The sequence below is a fragment of the Candidatus Wallbacteria bacterium genome (assembly GCA_028687545.1).
Taxonomy (GTDB): domain Bacteria; phylum Muiribacteriota; class JAQTZZ01; order JAQTZZ01; family JAQTZZ01; genus JAQTZZ01.
In genome coordinates, this window is the sequence record JAQTZZ010000073.1 from 1 (window position 1) to 17055 (window position 17055).

A 17055-nucleotide genomic window follows, 5' to 3' on the forward strand; every position below is an offset into this window, starting at 1 on the left:
TTTGATTCATTGAAAAAGCCTGCTCCAGATCGATCAGCCCCACTTTGCGCCATTCTTTAGCACGATAAAACTTTCCTCTCCAGTGATAAAACTCGTGCTTTTCCGGAAACCTCTTGATCGCCTGACAGGAAAAATTTATCCCCCCGTCCCAATCGCTCAGCTCCCAAAGCAGTGCAAGCAGTCTCTGGAAAATTCCATGGAAGTTTTGGTTATCAGAGAGAAAGTAAGACAAAATTTCGACAGCTTCCTCTTTTTTCCCGGATTGTTCAAGCAGTGCAGCAATCAGGCATGTCACGGGTCCGTTTTCCGGTTTGATTTCCCGTGCTCTCTCAAAAAAATCCAGCGCCATTTTCCTATATCCTGATGCCAGATAAGCTTCTCCGATCTTGAATAGAAGTTCACCGGTCTGATTAAATTCAAGAGCCTGCAGGTAATATTCCAGGGCATTCCTGGCCGGATCGTCCGGGGTCAGATTGAATGCACATCCAGAACCGCTGCATTCGCAGTCCTGGAAGCTGCAACCGATCTTCCGCCAGCACTCTGACATCCTGATCCGGATGTCTCCCATCAGTTCCAGAATCTCAGGTCCCTTTGGTTCGGTTCTGTAAATACCCTCCAGAATTTCCAGATGCTTTGCCAGTTCTTCCCGGTTCAACTGATGTAGTTTAAGACGATATAAAGTTACCAGGAAGTCATCGTGGAAAAAATGCTTCCTGAGCAAGGTCTTTTCAGCTTTTTCAAGGCAGACCAAAGCTTCTTTCTTCTTTCCCTGAGCCAGATACGACCTTGCTGCCAGATAAAGCACTTCAGGCGAATCATCGGACAATTCGAGGAGTTTCCTGGCGCACCACAGCGCCTGTGGAGTGAAAATCCTGAAAACCAGGTAGGCGTGCACCAGAGATTTCATGATGGTCCGGTTATCCGACATGTAATAACTGACCTGCTCGAGAATCGCGAGAGCCTGGGCGTCGCACTTGCCGTTTTCCGCATACAACAGAGCCAGTGTTTTTAGATTCTCCAGGTGAGATGTGAATTTTTTCGCAACCTCCTCGTAGACATGGATCGCAAATTCGTCCCTGGCTCCCTGTTTCAGAAAACTCTCACCTAGAACCAGCAGGTTTTCCCGGTCATCGGATCTTTCCTCGTAAATTTTCAGGAAAATCTGCAGGCTCTCAGGGCTGAAGGTACGGTGATGCCTGTAGTATTCACCCAGGTATCGGAGAAGATCGGAACCTGGATTCTGTTCGTACAACCTGTTCACAAGCGCAAAGGCCTGTCTGGTGAATACTTTCCGGCTGAGATAATGCTTTGAAAGAATTTCCCCGATCCTTCTTTCTCTTGACAGCCTGTACAATTCTTCGAGCAGGAAATGATCTCCATCTACATCTGTTTGAGACAGTACCACATCCATCAGATACTGAACATGCTTCCCTACAATCTCGGGCCTGAATCTGGCATAGTCACTGCAAACCTGATATGCAAAACGGGATTTTACTGATAATTCTGTAAGTAAGTTGAAAATCTGGGTGAGGACCTTTTCCCCACGCTCCAGCAGAAGCGGGTATATCTCCTGGTACAGCAGCAGCACAGGTGGCTGCCGCCGCCCTGTAAAGAGAAAACAAAGAGCTTTCCGCGTTTTCAGGGTCAGGTTGTCATCATACCGGCTGATCTTGTCAATAAAATACAGACATCGAGAAAAATTATGCTTTTCTAAATACAACTCACTGAGGCGATCGCAGATCTTCAGATAGATTGTTCTTTCTCTGGAAAATGGCAGGAGAAGTTTCACACCAGAAAAGCGTTTTCTGGAAAACTCCCTATATAACTGTAGGTATTCAAGTCTGGCGGAATGAAAATCACCTGCTGTGAAATGCTCATCAGCGGTATTTTCCAGGAGATCATTGATGATCATGGAGATTCTTCCACTCCAGCAGGGTCAGAATCCTGGCCAGCACGAATTCACTTTTTTCGGCCAGTACAATCTCGAATTCCCGGGTCGCCTCTTCGAGCCGGTTCAGCTTGAGATAGGCGATTCCGGCATAATAATGGGCTTCAGGATGCAATTTGTCTTTTTTTACTGCTTTGGCGAACGACTCAAGAGCCAGTTCGCTCTGATTCTCAGCCAGATAAATCCTACCCAGATAAATCATGGGAATGGCGTCAACCTTGAGCTTTTCATCAGCCATGAGCAGATGCTCCCTGGCTTTCTCAAATTCGTTCAGGTTGAAGCGGGCGATTCCATAGTATAATTGAAGATATGGATCCGCCGGATCATGGGCTTCGGCTTTTCCAAGCAATTCCAGAGCTTCGGGAATCCGGTTTTCATTGAGCAAGGGAAGGACTTTGTCCAGTATCCTGTCGATCTTGAATCCGGAAAGCACGGTACCTCCAAAAACGGGCTGAATAAAACATTTTGCAAGAGGCTTATAATATCAAAAAAAAAGAAATCTGACCATTTTTTTCCATTTTATCTGATAGATCGGCTTTTGATCATCTCCTGAAACCAGTCCTGAGATTCAAGTGTTTCCATCACATCGACGGCCATTACTCCGCACCCCCGTGCATTGCAATGGGTGTCAGGAAGGAAATAATCACCGCGTCTCTCGCCATTCTTCCACAATTCGCTGAATTTCTGGAAATTATTCACCAGAGGTATCCTGTATCTGGTTGAAATCTGCAGCATGCCCCGGTTTGCCGTATCAGGATAATTCGCGAACAGGATCCGTACCTGATGCTTGTCGCAGATGCCCTTGATTGTCGTCAGGTCGTCCAGCAGCCAGCCGGTCGCCTTCTCCCCGTTTATCTCTCTGGAAACAACCTTTCTCACCCATGCGGCATTCTCTTCGTCTCCGGCCCTGCTGAAATACTTCTGCGCCTGCTGATAATTATTCATTACCAGATGTCGCCAGGCAATGTCTTCCAGCTCCGCAGTTGAAGATATGTCAGCAGTCTCAGCAGAAAAGTAAAGCAGGCTTGCTTCCCTTACTTCCGTACTCCCGGTATTCAGGATGTCCATCTGCTGTCTGTAAGATTCGATCTGCCTGCAGTCTTCTTCATTCAGTCCGGCAGCCTCCGCTTTTTTGAAAAGATCCAGGGCTTCGCTGAAAGCATTTTTTCTGTACTTGAGTTCTCCGAGAAAAAATAGATTGTCGGCAAAATCCGGATCATGACTGAGTCCGTCTTCTAATATACTTACAGCCCTGTCGGGTTGAAACGCGTCGCTGTATAACTGTGCCAGCAGATTATATCCTTCTCCGTAGTCAGGATATAGTTTTAATGCTGTTCCGTACCAATCCAAGGCCTGTTCAAACATGCCGGCCTGCGAGTAAGTATAGCCGATCCCCAGCATAGCTCCTGTATCGTTTGGTTTCAGCTTTAGCGCTTTGCGGAAATGTGCAAACGCTTTTTCCAGGTCGCATTTTTCTAAAGCAATGTAGCCAAGCCCAAGCTGCAGGAGAAAAGTGTTGCCGTTTTTCCCTCGGGTTTCCTTTACATAATTTTCAGCAAGCTCGTAAAGATTCGGCAGATGACCCCGAGAACTTGAAAAGTCGATGGAACAGGTTGCTTCCCTGGTCTCAAATTTGAAATCTGTTGTCCGTATCACTTCCAGAAGCTCTCTCCCCCTTTTTTTTGAGTACTCTGACAGTCCTTCAGAAATGTTTCCCAGGAGGTAAGAAAGAAGCCTCATGCTTTTCAGGTTATATCGAATGTAGTCCACTGACAGTCTGGGCATCTTGTCATCATAACCTGACAGGTTGTAACGATTCTGTCCTCCAACCTGCACCACCACTATCTTTGGAGCATAGCAGAGCAGCTTGTCTTCAAAGTCACTCAGCAGCCGTCTGGAATTGGCCCCGACGATCCCGCCATTGACTACGGAAAATCCATGGCCAGGATACTTCCGGTTCAGCATAGACTGAAGCTGTGCAGGATAAGTCTCATCCCGGCCGACCCCGTACCCGTATGTGAATGAATCGCCGGTACAGAGAATCACGATCTGTCCGCCAGCTTTTTTCCCGGATCTCTGCTGCTCTATGGACAGACCTGCAAGCCGCAGGGCTCCTTCCAGCAGAATCAATCCGGAGCAGCAGCCGAGCAGAAAGACGAACAGCTTTTTCATGTTTTATCCGGCAGAGCGAGAATCCGCTCTCCGAGAATCCTCGCAGTCTCGAGATTGCCCAGCAGATTGCAGTGCCTGTCCGGCAGAAAATAATCGTTCCTTGATTTACCCGTCTGCCAGAGCTTACCGAATTCTGCGGTCAGGTCTGCCAGAGGTATTCCTTCACGCTGAGCCACTTTGCGCAGCGGCAGGTTATCCATTTCAGGATAATTCAGGAATAAAAGCGGCAGTCCGGCCTTTCCACAGATCAAAGCCACAGAATCCAGATCTTTTTCCAGCCATTCGGCAGCTGTGTCATCATTGAACTGATTGGAAAGCAGCTTTTTGATCCAGGCCGTGGCTTCATAGTTCTTCCCGCGTTCAAAATACTCCAGGGCTTTCTGATAGTCCCGTTCCCCGGCGCAGAACCAGCCGAGATCAACCAGAGCCTGGGTGTTGCTTGGATCCAGCTCAATAGCCCTTAACAGGAGTTTTTTTCCCAAGTCCTTATTGTTGAATGGATCCAGGTCAATCTTGGCTCTGGCCTGCATCCGATTGAGCTCACTTTCCTCCCAGGAAAAAAAAGTGCCCATCTGGATGGCCTTTTCAAAAATGCTGCAGGCTTCTGAAAGCCTGCCCAGAAGCTGCACCACTTCCCCCAGTGAAGTGTAATTGTTCGGCATTTCAGGATTCACCCTGATCCCGTCCCTGAAATATTTTTCAGCCTTTCCGTATTCCTTCAGCTCGAAATAAAGACTTCCCAGAAAATTGTAAGCCCAGCCATTGCCTGGATCGAGCTCCATGACCCTCGCGAACCAGCGCTCGGCAAGGGCATAATTTTCAGAATAAAAGTAAGCCTGCCCGATCCCAAGCATGGGGCCTGTATCGTGACTGTCCATCTGAAGCGCTTTTTTGAAGTACTCGAAGGCCAGCTGCAGCTTTTTTTCCTCAAGTGAGGAAAACCCCAGACCTACGAGCAGATGTTCGCTGCCAGGATATTTTCTAAGTCCTTCCCTGAATTTTTCCGAAGCTGCTGCGAAATTACCTATAGAAAACTTATCCCAGCCCTGGGCATAGACATCGTCGGCACTGGATTCCAGTCTGGAATTAATGCATTTCCTCGCCCCATCGAAATTCTTTTCCCTGATCAGGTCCCAGACTTCGCCAGTCAGCCTGAAATAATCGATCGAACAGACTATTTCAGTAGAGTTTTTATCATTTCCCGGGAGGATTTCTGGAAGCGCTCCGGCAAAACGTCCTTCCTCGATCGTAAGTTTCAGCGCCAGTGCCAGGTCTTCCCTGGAGTCCTTCAGATCCTTATATAGCATCCGGAACAGCCTCAATACCCTGGAATGGTTGCTTAAAGCATAAAAAAATCGCACCAGTTGATTGGATCCTTCGTCGTAGCCGGTAAAATTCATCCTGTTCTGCCCGCCCACCTGTATTGTAACGAGGTCAGGTTTGTAGCGGGCCAGATTGTCGGGCAGGTTGTCGAGCAGGTATCTTGAATTGATGCCTCCCACTCCAGCATTGACCACGCGGAACTTTCGATTCGGTTGATGCTCGTTAAGCCATTTTTCAAGGAGAGCCGGATAATCGCTGCCCTTCTCAACTCCAAAACCATAAGTGAACGAATCGCCTAGACAGAGGATCAGGAATTCAGAAACATCCTGGCGTTTGACCACAACACGGCGCAGCACGATCAACAAACCGGCAGCCTGAAAAAAGGCTTCCAGAATCAGCAGCCCGCAAAACAAGCCCAGGACAATGACCAGAAATCTCTGCTTCAATCTACCTCCAGCTATGATTTTACCATAAACAGAGGTTCTGGTAAGCTAGTGGAGTGTTAACAAAGTTTTATCAGATATCTGATTGACTTGATCTCGTCGCTGGCAGGCTTTTCACAGCGGCAATCGTGCAATGAAACTTTGTTTACAGTCCACTAGTGGAAGAAATGATAAATCTGGAGAAAAACAACGCATGAAAATCCTGGTCGCCATGAGCGGAGGTGTGGACTCGTCTGTAGCAGCGCTGCTTCTGAAAAAAGCCGGGCACGAGGTTTCGGGAATCACACTGAAGCTGTGGGAGGAAAATTCCCGCTGCTGTAATCTGGCAGACATACACGACGCAGCAGCTGCGGCCAGGAAGATCGGAATTCCCCATCATGCCTATGACCTTAAAAAGAATTTTCTGAACGAGGTAGTGGATTATTTCATAGATTCTTACCGGGCCGGGGTCACACCCAATCCCTGCGTGATTTGCAACCAGCGGGTGAAAATGGGTACTTTGCTCGCGCTCTCTCGGGAATGGGGATTCCAGGCACTCGCCACCGGTCATTATGCAGGGATCGGAGAATTCCAGGGATTCCGGCTGCTCAGGCAGGCGGCGGACCAGGCCAAAAGCCAGGAGTATTTTCTCTGCTTCCTGAAGAGCGAAAATCTGTCCAGCTACTTTTTCCCGATCGGAGAGCTTTCCAAGACAGAAGCCAGGACCCTGGCCAGGGAGGCAGGATTGCCGGTTGCGGAAAAAAAGGACAGCCAGGACGTCTGCTTCATCCCAAAGCACAAAAAATTATGGGAAGTCTTTCCTGAGCTGCTTCCTAAGAAACCAGGCAAAATCGTGACTGAAGATGGAAAAGTGTTAGGAACTCATCAGGGGTATTACTTTCAGACCATCGGACAGCGGAGGGGTTTGAATCTTGGCCTGGGCGTTCCTTATTATGTGATCAGGATCGTACCTGCAGAAAATCTGCTGGTGGCAGGACCTGAGGAGAGGTTGTTCTCCACAGCTTTCTGCGTATCTGATCTGAATATATTTTTTCCGGGTTTTGAAAAACTGGAACTATCCGTAAAGGTGAGGTTTGCCGCCAAACCAACTTCCTGCCTGGTAGAACCTCAGGATAAAGGGTATAAAGTCACTCTTTCCGAGCCAGCCCGCGCCATTACCAGCGGCCAGATCGCCTGTTTTTATCACGGTAAATTCGTAGTTGCTGCTGGAGTAATTACAGCCAACCCTTAGCTTCTAGCACTTCCAGGACATTCTCAGCCATCAGCGCACATCCTCTGCCGCTGCAATGCCCGTCAGGCCGGATATACTCCTCCCTCTTCCCCCCCGCTTTCCAGAGGAGGCTGAACTTCCGGAAATTGTCCACCAGCGGCACCAGTTCTTTGGCAGATATTTGGATCATGGCTTTGTTCCCGGATTCAGGATAGTTCTGCAGGATCAGATGTATCCCGTTCGCAGAACAGAACCGGTTGATGGTCTCCAGGTCTTCGATCAGCCATCTGTATGCATCCGAACCGCTGATTTCAGAGGATAATATTTTCCGGACCCAGGCAGCGTTCCGCCTGTCGCCGGCCAGGTCGAAAAATTTCAGAGCCTGTTCGTAATTTCCCTGCTCCACATGTTTCCAGGCCAGGTCGCAAAGTTCGGTTGTAGAGCTTAAATCCGGTTCTGCCGGAAAATAGAACTGGCTCATCCCACTTACTGCAGGATCCTGATTTTTCAGGATCGACATCTGTTCCCTGTAATACGCAATGCGGTTGCTGTCCTCTTCATTCAAGCCTGCGGCCAGGGCCTTGCTAAAAAGTGTTTCCGCTTCACTGAAGTTGTATTTTCTGAGTTTCAGTTTGCCGAGTGAATAAAGATTGTCGGCAAAATCCGGGGCATGCTTCAGACCCTCTTCCAGAACACTGACTGCCTTGTCGAACTGGAAACTGTCGCAATACAGCTGTGCCAGCTGATTATAGCCTTCAGCGCAGGCTGGATAAAGTGCGAGAGCGGTTTCATACCAGTCCCTCGCATAATCGAACATGCCTGCCTGAAAATATGCATATCCTAAGCCGATCAGTGCACCTGTATCATTCGGTTTCAGCCTGAGAGCCTGCCTGAAATGACTGATCGCGGAATCCAGTTCGCATTTTTCGGCTGAAATGAATCCAAGGCCAAGCTGCACCAGGAATGCGCTGCCATTTTTTGTGCCCTGCTCATTGAGATAATTTTCAGCTGCGTCCAGCAGATTGGACATGATGTAGAAAACTCCCCTGGCTTCAGCTTCGCTCGTACTGCCCTCCAGGTACCGGCCGGCAGCCGCTAAATCTCCGGCTCTTAAATATTCCCAGATCTTGCCCTGCTGCTTTGTAAAATCAATGGCACAGGAAATTTCACCTGTATTGAAACTGAAATCGCGCGGTCTGAGCAGATTTTCAGGGGAAATCAATGATTGATCCGACCGCCAGGCAAGAAATCCCTTCTCTGAGAAATTTGCCAGCAGGAAACGGAACAGTCTGATCACTCTGGAATTGTATCGAATGTAATCAAATCCAGCTATTTTGTCGTCATAGCCTGACAGATTGAAACGATTCTGCCCTCCTGCCTGCAGGACAATGATCGCAGGGGAATATTTCCGGAGATAGTCAGGCAGGTCCTTCAAAACCATTCTGGAATTTGCGCCCACGATCCCTGCGTTGATTACAGAGTAATCTGAGCCGGGGTATTTCAGTTTCAAAAGCTCTTCCAGTTGAGCTGGATAGGAATCTTTCCTGTCCAGGCCATACCCGTATGTGAAGGAGTCACCCAGGCAGAGAATGGTTCGCACACTGCCCTGCCGCTTCTGAATGTCCCGCCGCAGCTTTACGAAAAAGCCGGTTGCCTGAAAAAATGCTTCCAGCAGCAGCAATCCGCAGAATAATCCAAGAAAAACGACCAGAAGTTTCTGCCGCAATTTTCCTCCAACCGCCCAACTGTGGTACCGGGTCTATACAATTGACAAAATCTGCTTTTCAATCTCTTCCATGCGCTTTTGGACTGTTTTATCCTGTTCCATTGAAATTCTCATTCTCCGGCCTGCCTGGCTTACACCGGAAACACTTAACTCCGGGAAAAGCCGCTGCAATTCTGCCAGATTCGCATCAGTATGTTTCTGCAATAAAAAAATGCTGAATTTCCGCTTCTCGTTTTCGCTGGCCCAGTCGAACTTCTTTAACTGCTCCCAAAGCATCTGGATTAAGTTTTTATCTTTCTGTAATTGTCCGATTGCCGGTATGCTTCTATCTTTTTTCAGTACTTTGACATATCGATTTTTTATTCTGTTAGAAAATTCTTCACTGCCCAGTATTAAGCCAGCCTCTGCTAATTCTCCTGGGTCTTTATCATTCTGCCCTATCTTTTCTGTAAGATAATCCAGGTAAGCTTTATTTTTTCCACCATTCTTCCCTTTGAAATATTCAAGTATCAGACTGGTATCGATGAATTCCGGAATTTCCAGATCAGTTCCTGTAAAGTAGAAGCAACTGCTCCATTCATATTTCCATGGCTGAACAATTATACCAGCTCTTACAGGATTCAGATGTATATAAGTAGACACAGTTAATGCATAATTATCAGAATCTATAAGAATAGCTCGGAATCTTCCTGCAAAAAGGTGGCCTTTCCGCTTGTATTTTGAGTTGTAATATTTTGTGTAACTGGCATTGATGAAATGCATCGCTTTGCAGAGGCTGGGTTGTGGAGTCCGGATAAACAGGTGGTAATGATTTCTCAAGAGACAATAACTGTGAATCAAGATACCGAATTTCCGGTAAGTCTCTTCTAGATAAGAAATGAATTTTACCCTGTCATCGTTGTCGCGGAAAATCCTGCTTCTGGTATTCCCGCAGCTCATGACATGGTAATAGGCATTTTCAAATTCGATCCTGAGTTGTCTAGACAAAGTATCTCCAGTGAGCTGATTTTTGTATTATTTTAAACAAATCAACTCACGCTGTCAAATGTATAGACCCGGTACACTCTTCCCTCCCACTCTTCCCTCAAACATTTTCTATTTCTAATTTTAACATAAAATTTATTCTACCCATCGAATTAAGAAACTCTATTTTTTCTTTCTCATTTTCAAAATCGCCTTCTTCTGACCAACTGATACCCAAAAGGATTATGAGTTTTAGTGTATCATAAATATGCATTCGTTCCTCCTTACTTAATTCTCGCGATTTTGAATATTCGCTAACAATTTGCGCCGCCTGTTTTTCCTTCACTTTCATTCCTGGAGGCCATGTCCACCAATAAATTAAACTGGCAATATCGTAAATAAGATAAGTGTAAAAACTCATATCAAAATCAAGCACCGCAACTATTTTGCCATTTTTAAATAGAAAATTTCCGTAGTTTAAATCGGCATGACATAACCCTTTTGGTAGAGAGGCTGGAAATTCCAGCTTGTCTAATTCGGCTTTAAACCATTTCCCTTTTTCACTTTTAGCCAATAGAGAATGTTTATTAACAAATTCTTTCCAACAATATGCAACATCAAAAATCTCTCTGTCTTTAAAATATTCCGGGGTGTAATTTTTCGTGAGATTGTGTAATGATGCAACTGCTTTTATAACTTCAGCAACTTCTTTGCCATCAAAAATATCGTTCGGATTTTCACCATGTTCTCCCTCGACGAACTCGATAATGATAAACGGTTTTTCTTTGTATGTTCCGAAAAGTTCCCCAGAACGATTTTTTAAAATTGCCGGAACGGGAAAATTTACGCTTCGTAAGTAATTTAATAGCTGTATCTCAAAAAATACATGCTTTTGCGGCCTGTTTTCGTAATACCGCAAGACGAATTTTCCCGCGCTTGTTTCAAGCAAGAGCGTTGTTTGCCCCGCACCATTGGCAAATGTTTTAAATCCCCGATACTCGCCTAAATCATAATCGGTAAGGATGTTAGGCAAGTCTGCTTCTGAAATTGTAGTTTTTACTGGCATAATTATTTCAATAAATTATTTGAGGAAACACCGAGAGCTTTAGCAACTTTGTGAACGGTCAATAATGACTGATTTCTCCTTCCTCGTTCCAAGCCACTAACATACGACCTGTGAACATCTAAAATTCTTGCCACATCGCCCTGCGATATTTTCTTTTTTCAGGCGGGTTTCCCTCAACTTTTCACCTAATTGTATAACTTCGTTTTTTATAAATGGTTTATCCACACTTTCAAACATTTTAGCAAATGTTGTATGACTGGTCTATGAACCCGAAATCCGGGATAGAGTTTTTGTGAAGCAATATAAGAGGTTCATAAGCTTTAGTCGGCAAAGTCAAAACACTATTTGGGATTTTTTGTTTGTGCGTCGGGCAATGCAAAATAAAGCAGCCAGTAGCTGAGCATGAAAACCGCAGCCAGCAGCGGCAGATTTGCGTAATCCAGGTAAAGCAGGAAAATTCCGGAAATCGCAGGGCCCACGACTCCGCCCAGCGCGTGCAGACCTTCCATCAGCCCCATGCCTGTTCCCCTCTCTTCAGGGTCTGTATGGCCGGCGATAAAAAGGTTTCCTGCGATCCTCAGGGCTGAATAGGCCGGAAAACCGTAGACTATGATCACAATCCAGGGATTCATGCAGAGCGCTAAAGTCAGATAACAGCACAGATATGCGATTACACTGAAATTCATGACTGGATAACTTCCCCGCCTGTCACCCCAGATCCCATAAATAGGGTAGCTGATGGAACCGAACACCGAAGCCAGCAGCATGGACAGGCCCACCCCCCATTCGGCTCCGTGAATCACATGCTTGAAATAAACACCGAAATAGGAGAAAAACAGGGAGTTCCCGGCAGCAACCCAGAGCAGCAGCAGCGCGAATCTGCGCAGTTCGGGCCTGCATTCAAACAGGCGGAACTGCTCTGAGAGCGGCAGTGTCATCCGCTTTCTCACTCCCAGGCGCTCAGGGAGAAAAACCAGAGGTGAGCAAAGCAGCAGGATTGAAACAATCACAATCGCCATTTTGATCAGCAGGCTGATCATGGAAATGTCCGTTTTCAGGAAAACGATGATCCCGGAAAAGGATGCAGCCATCCATCCGATTGACCTGTATGCCAGCAGTTCACCGATCCTCTTCCCCACTTCATGAGGATAGAGGATTGAAACGCTGGCCTGGACTGCAGGAAAAAACGCGTAACCAAGCAGCGTCTGGACGCAGTATCCAGCCACGAAAAAAACGGGATGTGTCCAGTTCAGGAAGCAGGCGAGCATCAGCAGGTCAATGGTCAGGCTGAAAACAAGATAAAACCGTACTCTGGAATAACAGTCGAAAATCGAACCCCAGATGTTCTGGGCGAAAAAGCCGGCCAGAGAGGACAGCACAAAAAACCAGGAAAGCAGAGTACTGCTTGCTCCTCGCCAGTCCAGATACATTGGGCCATAGCACATCATCACTGCTTCGATGAACCCAAGGGCGAAAAAATTCAGCTTGAAATAGTAAAGTGTGATGTCGCTTTTTTTTAGCATGATTCTTTGTAAATAGGGACAGACACACGGGTCTGCCCCTACATTTGTCATTCAACATTCAACATTCAAAATTCAAAATTCAAAATTCAGCATCTACGAAGAACTATTTCCCCGGCTGTTCAAAAGTACCGAGATGCAAGACATGTGAGCCTCTAACAAATGCATTTGAAGAGGCTCATCACAACGCAGCAGATCGGTGCTTTTCAACAGCCTACCTGGCGTTTTGCACGCCTACCGTCACTTTGGAGAACCTCGCAGGTGCGCAGCCGTGGCTCATCTCAGCTCGCTGGCCCGGCTGGCCCTTGCCGCAGTTGAACACTCCCCAGAGCGTCCAGTGGCTCTCGTCGCAGATGGCGTTGAGATTTCCCCAGAAAACAGGCGTGATGCTCTGATAGGTCGGGTCCTTGACGATTCCTGTGATTTTACCCTTCTTGATCTCCCAGCCCATTTCCATCCCGAACTGGAAATTGGAACGGTACTGATCGATGCTCCAGCACTTGACTCCATCCACCAGAATTCCGTCCCTGGTGTCTGCGATCAGCTGATCAAGCTTGGCATCACCTGGCATCAGAGAGAGGTTCGGCATGCGCACGATCGGGATATTTTCCCAGCCGTCTGCGCGGTTGCAGCCCCGTGAGCGCTTTTCACCGATCTCATGGGCGAATTCACGGTTTGTCAGGTAAGTCTGGAAAATCCCGTCTTTGATCACATGGTACCGCTCAGGCCGCACACCATCGTCGTCATATCCGAATGTTCCGAGACCGGTCGGGCAGGTGGAATCAGCCACTATGTTCATCAGCTTGGATCCGTATCTGAAATTGCCCTTCTTTTCCAGGGTCACGAAGCTTCTGCCGGCATAGTTCGCTTCAAGACCCAGCACCCGGTCGAGTTCAGTGGCGTGGCCGATGGATTCATGGATCTGCAGGGCCAGCTGAGAACCCATGATGATCAGCTCTTTCTCGCCGGCCGGACAGGGTTTGGCCGACAGGAGGGAAATCGCTTCTTCCCGGGTTTTTTCAGCATTTTCAAGCAGGTGGAAAGCAGGAATCACTTCATAACCGGCCTGGACAAACTGGCCGTTTGTGCAGGGAAAAGAGCGGCGCTGGGATTCTCCCCCGTCGACCGCTGTTGCTTCATAACCGGCACCGCTTCTGGTAATCTGCTGATTGATGAAACTACCATCCAGGTTGGCGAACCATTGGTGTTCCCGTTCGAAGTTCATCAGACTCAAGGCATTCTTGATTTTTTTGTTCTTGCGCAGAATTTTGTCGATTTCAAAGAGCAGATTCAGTTTTTCTTCAGGTGAAACATTAAAAGGGTCAACTACATATGGGGACTGCCAGCGGTCTATGTAGACAGGTTCCGGCGCAAGTCTGACCTTCTTGTTGATTTTCCTGCTGGAAGCCAGTGCGATTTCCACGGCCTTTTCAGCAGCAGCTTTGATGCCTGCCGGATCAAGTCCCGCAGCTGCGGCATAACCCCAGGCACCCTTCATAATAACTCTGATCCCATATCCGAAACTCTTATAATTCTCGATTGCTGACAACTCTCCGTTCCGGACACCCAATTCTTCCCTGGTGATTTCAACGATTCTGATATCTGCATAGTCAGCACCTCTTTTTTTGCAGATCTGCATGGCCTGATCGGTGTATTGCTTCATTCAATTCCTCCTACAATAATCGTATTGAATACTCCATGAGGTTGGTATGTTTGTAAGTTTGTAGGTTGGTATGTTCTTTTTCACTATTTCTCTGAACTTACTAACTTACCAACCTGCTAACATACTAACTTCATGCAGAACATTCGTAATTTTTACCAGTCATCGTCCCTTCAGTAATCCGTCTTGCTCGTAAACTTAAACCCCGACAGCTTCATGCTGGGAACAATAAATCCTCCGCCGAAGAAAGCACTCTCGAAAACCTGTTCGCTGGAGATTTCCTCCACCAGATTCAATGCCCTGAAAACACTTTCAGTGAGTCGCATGTTCTTCACAGGGTAGGCGATCTTCCCCTTTTCGATCCAGTACAGTCCGTCTCTGGTGGTACCTGTAATGGTCAGGTCATTGGGGTTGATGATGTTGGTGTAATGGAAATGTGTGATCAAGAGACATTTGTCGCTGTCCCTGATGATTTCAGCGAGGCTCCGCTTGCCTGGCGGGATTCTCAGGTTCAGGCAGAATGGTCCCATCGGGTTCGGATAGTCCAGCCCGTGTCCGGTGGAAGGTTTGCCCATTTTTTTAGACAATTTCAAGTCAATCGGAAGTTCTTTGAAAATTCCCTTGTCCACCAGTGTCAGGCCCTGCCGCTTTATGCCTTCAAAATCAAACGGAAGGCCCGGATTCAGGGGATCGAACGGATCGTCCAGTATAGTAAGGTTCTTTGACATGATCTTTTTCCCGAGCTTGCCCTGCAGGGGCGAACGGCCTTCCTGATAAGCCTGGGTGGCAAAAGCCTTGTAGCTTAAAAACAGCAGCATATCTGTAACTGCAGCAGGCTCCAGTATCACAGGGTATTCACCGACTTCCAGATCCCTCGGCTTCCGGTTGAGCTTGCTCTTTTCGATCGCAGTCCGGCTGACTGTTTCCCAGTCGAGTCTGGAGATATCCACATTGCTTCCTGTGGCCCAGCCGGAATGGCCTTTATCGTCCATCACAGTTGTGGAGAAGTTGGAGCCTGTGGTTTCATGATATGCGAAAAGTCCTTTGCTGTTGGCAATGGCAAGCCGGGTTTCATTAGTGGAAACAATGCCTGATCCAAGCAGTTTTTCAGATTCGCAGCGCCTGATATGTGAAATCACAAGTTCAGCCCTGTCTTTCGGGCTGTTTCTGGCGGTTTTGTCGGAGTAACAGGACCCGCTTTGATCAAATTTGATCTGTTTGGGGAAATTCGGATAATCAGGGTCTTTCTTCTGGTATTTGAGGATCTCCGAGGCCTTCAGAAGCAGCGGTTTCAGCTTTTCAGGCTCCAGGCAGTCGGTCTGGATTTTGGTGGATTTCTGGTCGCGCACCAGAGTGATCCCTGTTCCACCCGTCGCAAGTGTGACATTCTGGGTGATCTCGTTCTCTCCGAAACGGGTCAGTGAATTCACTGTGGAACTCAGACTGATCAGCACCTCGTCAGCCAGCTTGCCTGCGAGTTTCAAAATTGCGTCGGACTTTTTCTTGAATTCAAGTTTTCTGTCCCCCATCAATACCTCCGGGTAAAATTTAGTCCATTCCTGAAAATTTTATCACATCTCAGCAGTAAATGGTGAATAGTGATTGTGATTGGTGATTGGTGATTGGTGATTAGTGATTGGTGATTGGTGATAAGTGATTAGTGATTGGTACGGAATATCTTTTCCATTCACTATTCACTATTCACTATCCGCTATTCACCAATCATCACTCAATACATTGGAATCAGCAGTATTTCCCAGGTCATTGAATAGGGAGGATCTTTTCCATATTTCTTGTATGAATCAGGAAAACCGATCTTATCGAGCCTCCGCTTGGTGATGTATCCTTTTTTCACCATCTCATTCATGATGCCGCCTGTATATTTTGGAGTGGATGTGCTGTCCCAGGTGTAGTCGATGCTGGAATACGGAGGGCTGGGGCTGGCAGAACCCTGAACAAACAAGTAAGCATTCTGCTTATTCAGAATCACTTCCCCGGTGTATCCAGTGGCACCGGGGACGTATCCAGGGGAACCGAGGGGGATAGGGGTGGTGAAAATTGTGTTTTTCAGGATCGCTGCTTCGATGGAAGAGCCCTTCTGGTTCAATTCCAGGTTCAGATAATCGTGAAAAGAGCGGTAAAAATCAATCAGAGTGCCTTCATAGTTCTGCTCCAGCACCCCTCGCCCCTGCTTTTCGATCGGGGGTATGATCATGATGGCTCCCAGGCCGATGATTGCGATAAATACCATCAGAGTCAAAAGCAGTACACCTTTTTTCATCTCAGTTCCCCGGCTTGTGATTGATGTAGAGTTCGCTGGTCGGCGTGCCATTGGCCCAGGAATCCGCGTTGAAATCCCAGATTTCATGGGTGCCGAATCCGAAAATCATCGGTTCCCAGTTATTATAATCAGATCCGTCATTGGCTTCAGCGGGCTCGATTCTGTTCAGCCTGATAACAGGGTTGTATTCCATGTAATCTGCAGTCAGGCCTGTGATCCTGGGAGTCATGCTGCCGTCGTTCCTGGTGCCGTATGCATGGATGGCTGTAACAGGAGGTGCCGGAATAATCCCCAGGTCCTTGTTATTGTTCTCGTCTTTATCGTTATAGATCCCTTTCCAGGGATTGGCATATTTGCCGGCCAGGTTGGGATTAGTGTAGATGATGATCCTGAGCACCAGATACCTGCCGAAAAGATTGTATGTCTGAAAATTCTTTGACCAGTCGTTGAAGCCGCTCATGTCAGACGGGAAAAAATTAAAGGCCTGAAGATTGGTGGTATTGAAATTTTTCTGGATCGCCACCAGAGCCTGATAAGCAAGGGTCGGTTCATTGAAGCAGCCGATCCAGAAACGGACAGGATGCACTGAGGAAGTATTTATACCTGGCACATAGCCGATATTGGCTTCATTGGTGTAGATCCCTCCGCCGACTGAAACAGGTTTCAAGCGTGAGACCGGAACTTTGGTGTTACCATTCAGATGCACGCTGGATGTATCCTTTTCGTTCAGGTAGACAACATTG

At 47.3% G+C, this 17055-nt stretch carries 14 protein-coding genes; 1 reads left to right on the forward strand and 13 read right to left on the reverse strand.

Annotated elements, in window-relative coordinates; translation table 11 throughout:
• From PHW04_17945 to PHW04_17960, 4 genes are all read right to left on the reverse strand, one after another.
• The coding region (locus tag PHW04_17945; protein MDD2717772.1) for a hypothetical protein at nt 1–1912 on the reverse strand (1912 nt) is incomplete at its 3' end.
• Nucleotides 1899–2381 carry a tetratricopeptide repeat protein gene (locus tag PHW04_17950; protein MDD2717773.1) on the reverse strand — a complete coding sequence of 161 codons (483 nt, stop codon included), beginning with the start codon at nt 2379–2381 and terminating at the stop codon, nt 1899–1901. The genes PHW04_17945 and PHW04_17950, both read right to left, overlap by 14 nt.
• Before the next feature lie 86 nt (nt 2382–2467).
• On the reverse strand, nt 2468–4120 hold the full coding sequence (locus tag PHW04_17955) for a tetratricopeptide repeat protein (protein ID MDD2717774.1): 1653 nt from the start codon (nt 4118–4120) through the stop codon (nt 2468–2470).
• Nucleotides 4117–5889, reverse strand: a complete 1773-nt coding sequence (locus PHW04_17960; protein ID MDD2717775.1) for a tetratricopeptide repeat protein — start codon at nt 5887–5889, stop codon at nt 4117–4119. Before PHW04_17960 ends, PHW04_17955 begins: the two co-directional genes overlap by 4 nt.
• A gap of 190 nt (nt 5890–6079) precedes the next feature.
• Here PHW04_17960 and mnmA point away from each other — a divergent pair, with 190 nt between their 5' ends.
• On the forward strand, nt 6080–7117 hold the full coding sequence (gene mnmA, locus PHW04_17965; protein ID MDD2717776.1) for a tRNA 2-thiouridine(34) synthase MnmA: 1038 nt from the start codon (nt 6080–6082) through the stop codon (nt 7115–7117).
• Here mnmA and PHW04_17970 read toward each other — a convergent pair.
• The 9 genes from PHW04_17970 to PHW04_18010 all read right to left on the reverse strand — a co-directional run.
• Nucleotides 7101–8822: a tetratricopeptide repeat protein gene (locus PHW04_17970; GenBank protein ID MDD2717777.1), complete on the reverse strand. Its 1722-nt coding sequence runs from the start codon at nt 8820–8822 to the stop codon at nt 7101–7103. The two genes, mnmA and PHW04_17970, sit on opposite strands and share 17 nt — an antisense overlap.
• A 33-nt stretch (nt 8823–8855) precedes the next feature.
• On the reverse strand, nt 8856–9809 hold the full coding sequence (locus PHW04_17975) for a transposase (protein MDD2717778.1): 954 nt from the start codon (nt 9807–9809) through the stop codon (nt 8856–8858).
• Between the two features lie 97 nt (nt 9810–9906).
• On the reverse strand, nt 9907–10851 hold the full coding sequence (locus PHW04_17980) for a homoserine kinase (protein MDD2717779.1): 945 nt from the start codon (nt 10849–10851) through the stop codon (nt 9907–9909).
• A gap of 2 nt (nt 10852–10853) precedes the next feature.
• The gene (locus PHW04_17985) at nt 10854–11000 is read right to left on the reverse strand and encodes a helix-turn-helix transcriptional regulator (GenBank protein MDD2717780.1); all 147 of its coding nucleotides are present in this window, start codon (nt 10998–11000) and stop codon (nt 10854–10856) included.
• A 192-nt stretch (nt 11001–11192) separates the two neighbouring features.
• Nucleotides 11193–12374, reverse strand: a complete 1182-nt coding sequence (locus PHW04_17990; GenBank protein MDD2717781.1) for an MFS transporter — start codon at nt 12372–12374, stop codon at nt 11193–11195.
• Between the two features lie 211 nt (nt 12375–12585).
• Nucleotides 12586–14034: a TldD/PmbA family protein gene (locus PHW04_17995; protein MDD2717782.1), complete on the reverse strand. Its 1449-nt coding sequence runs from the start codon at nt 14032–14034 to the stop codon at nt 12586–12588.
• A gap of 170 nt (nt 14035–14204) precedes the next feature.
• On the reverse strand, nt 14205–15560 hold the full coding sequence (locus PHW04_18000; GenBank protein MDD2717783.1) for a TldD/PmbA family protein: 1356 nt from the start codon (nt 15558–15560) through the stop codon (nt 14205–14207).
• 200 nt (nt 15561–15760) lie between these two features.
• Nucleotides 15761–16312 (reverse strand): hypothetical protein, encoded by a 552-nt coding sequence (locus PHW04_18005; GenBank protein MDD2717784.1) that lies wholly within the window; start codon nt 16310–16312, stop codon nt 15761–15763.
• A 1-nt stretch (nt 16313) separates the two neighbouring features.
• The coding region (locus PHW04_18010; protein ID MDD2717785.1) for a hypothetical protein at nt 16314–17055 on the reverse strand (742 nt) is incomplete at its 5' end.

Coding starts and splice junctions, on each gene's coding strand:
- PHW04_17990 (MDD2717781.1), bottom strand. CDS start 12,374: ATGCTAAAAAAAAGCGACATCACACTTTACTATTTCAAGCTGAATTTT.
- PHW04_18005 (MDD2717784.1), bottom strand. CDS start 16,312: ATGAAAAAAGGTGTACTGCTTTTGACTCTGATGGTATTTATCGCAATC.
- PHW04_17995 (MDD2717782.1), bottom strand. CDS start 14,034: ATGAAGCAATACACCGATCAGGCCATGCAGATCTGCAAAAAAAGAGGT.
- PHW04_17955 (MDD2717774.1), bottom strand. CDS start 4,120: ATGAAAAAGCTGTTCGTCTTTCTGCTCGGCTGCTGCTCCGGATTGATT.
- mnmA (MDD2717776.1), top strand. CDS start 6,080: ATGAAAATCCTGGTCGCCATGAGCGGAGGTGTGGACTCGTCTGTAGCA.
- PHW04_17980 (MDD2717779.1), bottom strand. CDS start 10,851: ATGCCAGTAAAAACTACAATTTCAGAAGCAGACTTGCCTAACATCCTT.
- PHW04_18000 (MDD2717783.1), bottom strand. CDS start 15,560: ATGGGGGACAGAAAACTTGAATTCAAGAAAAAGTCCGACGCAATTTTG.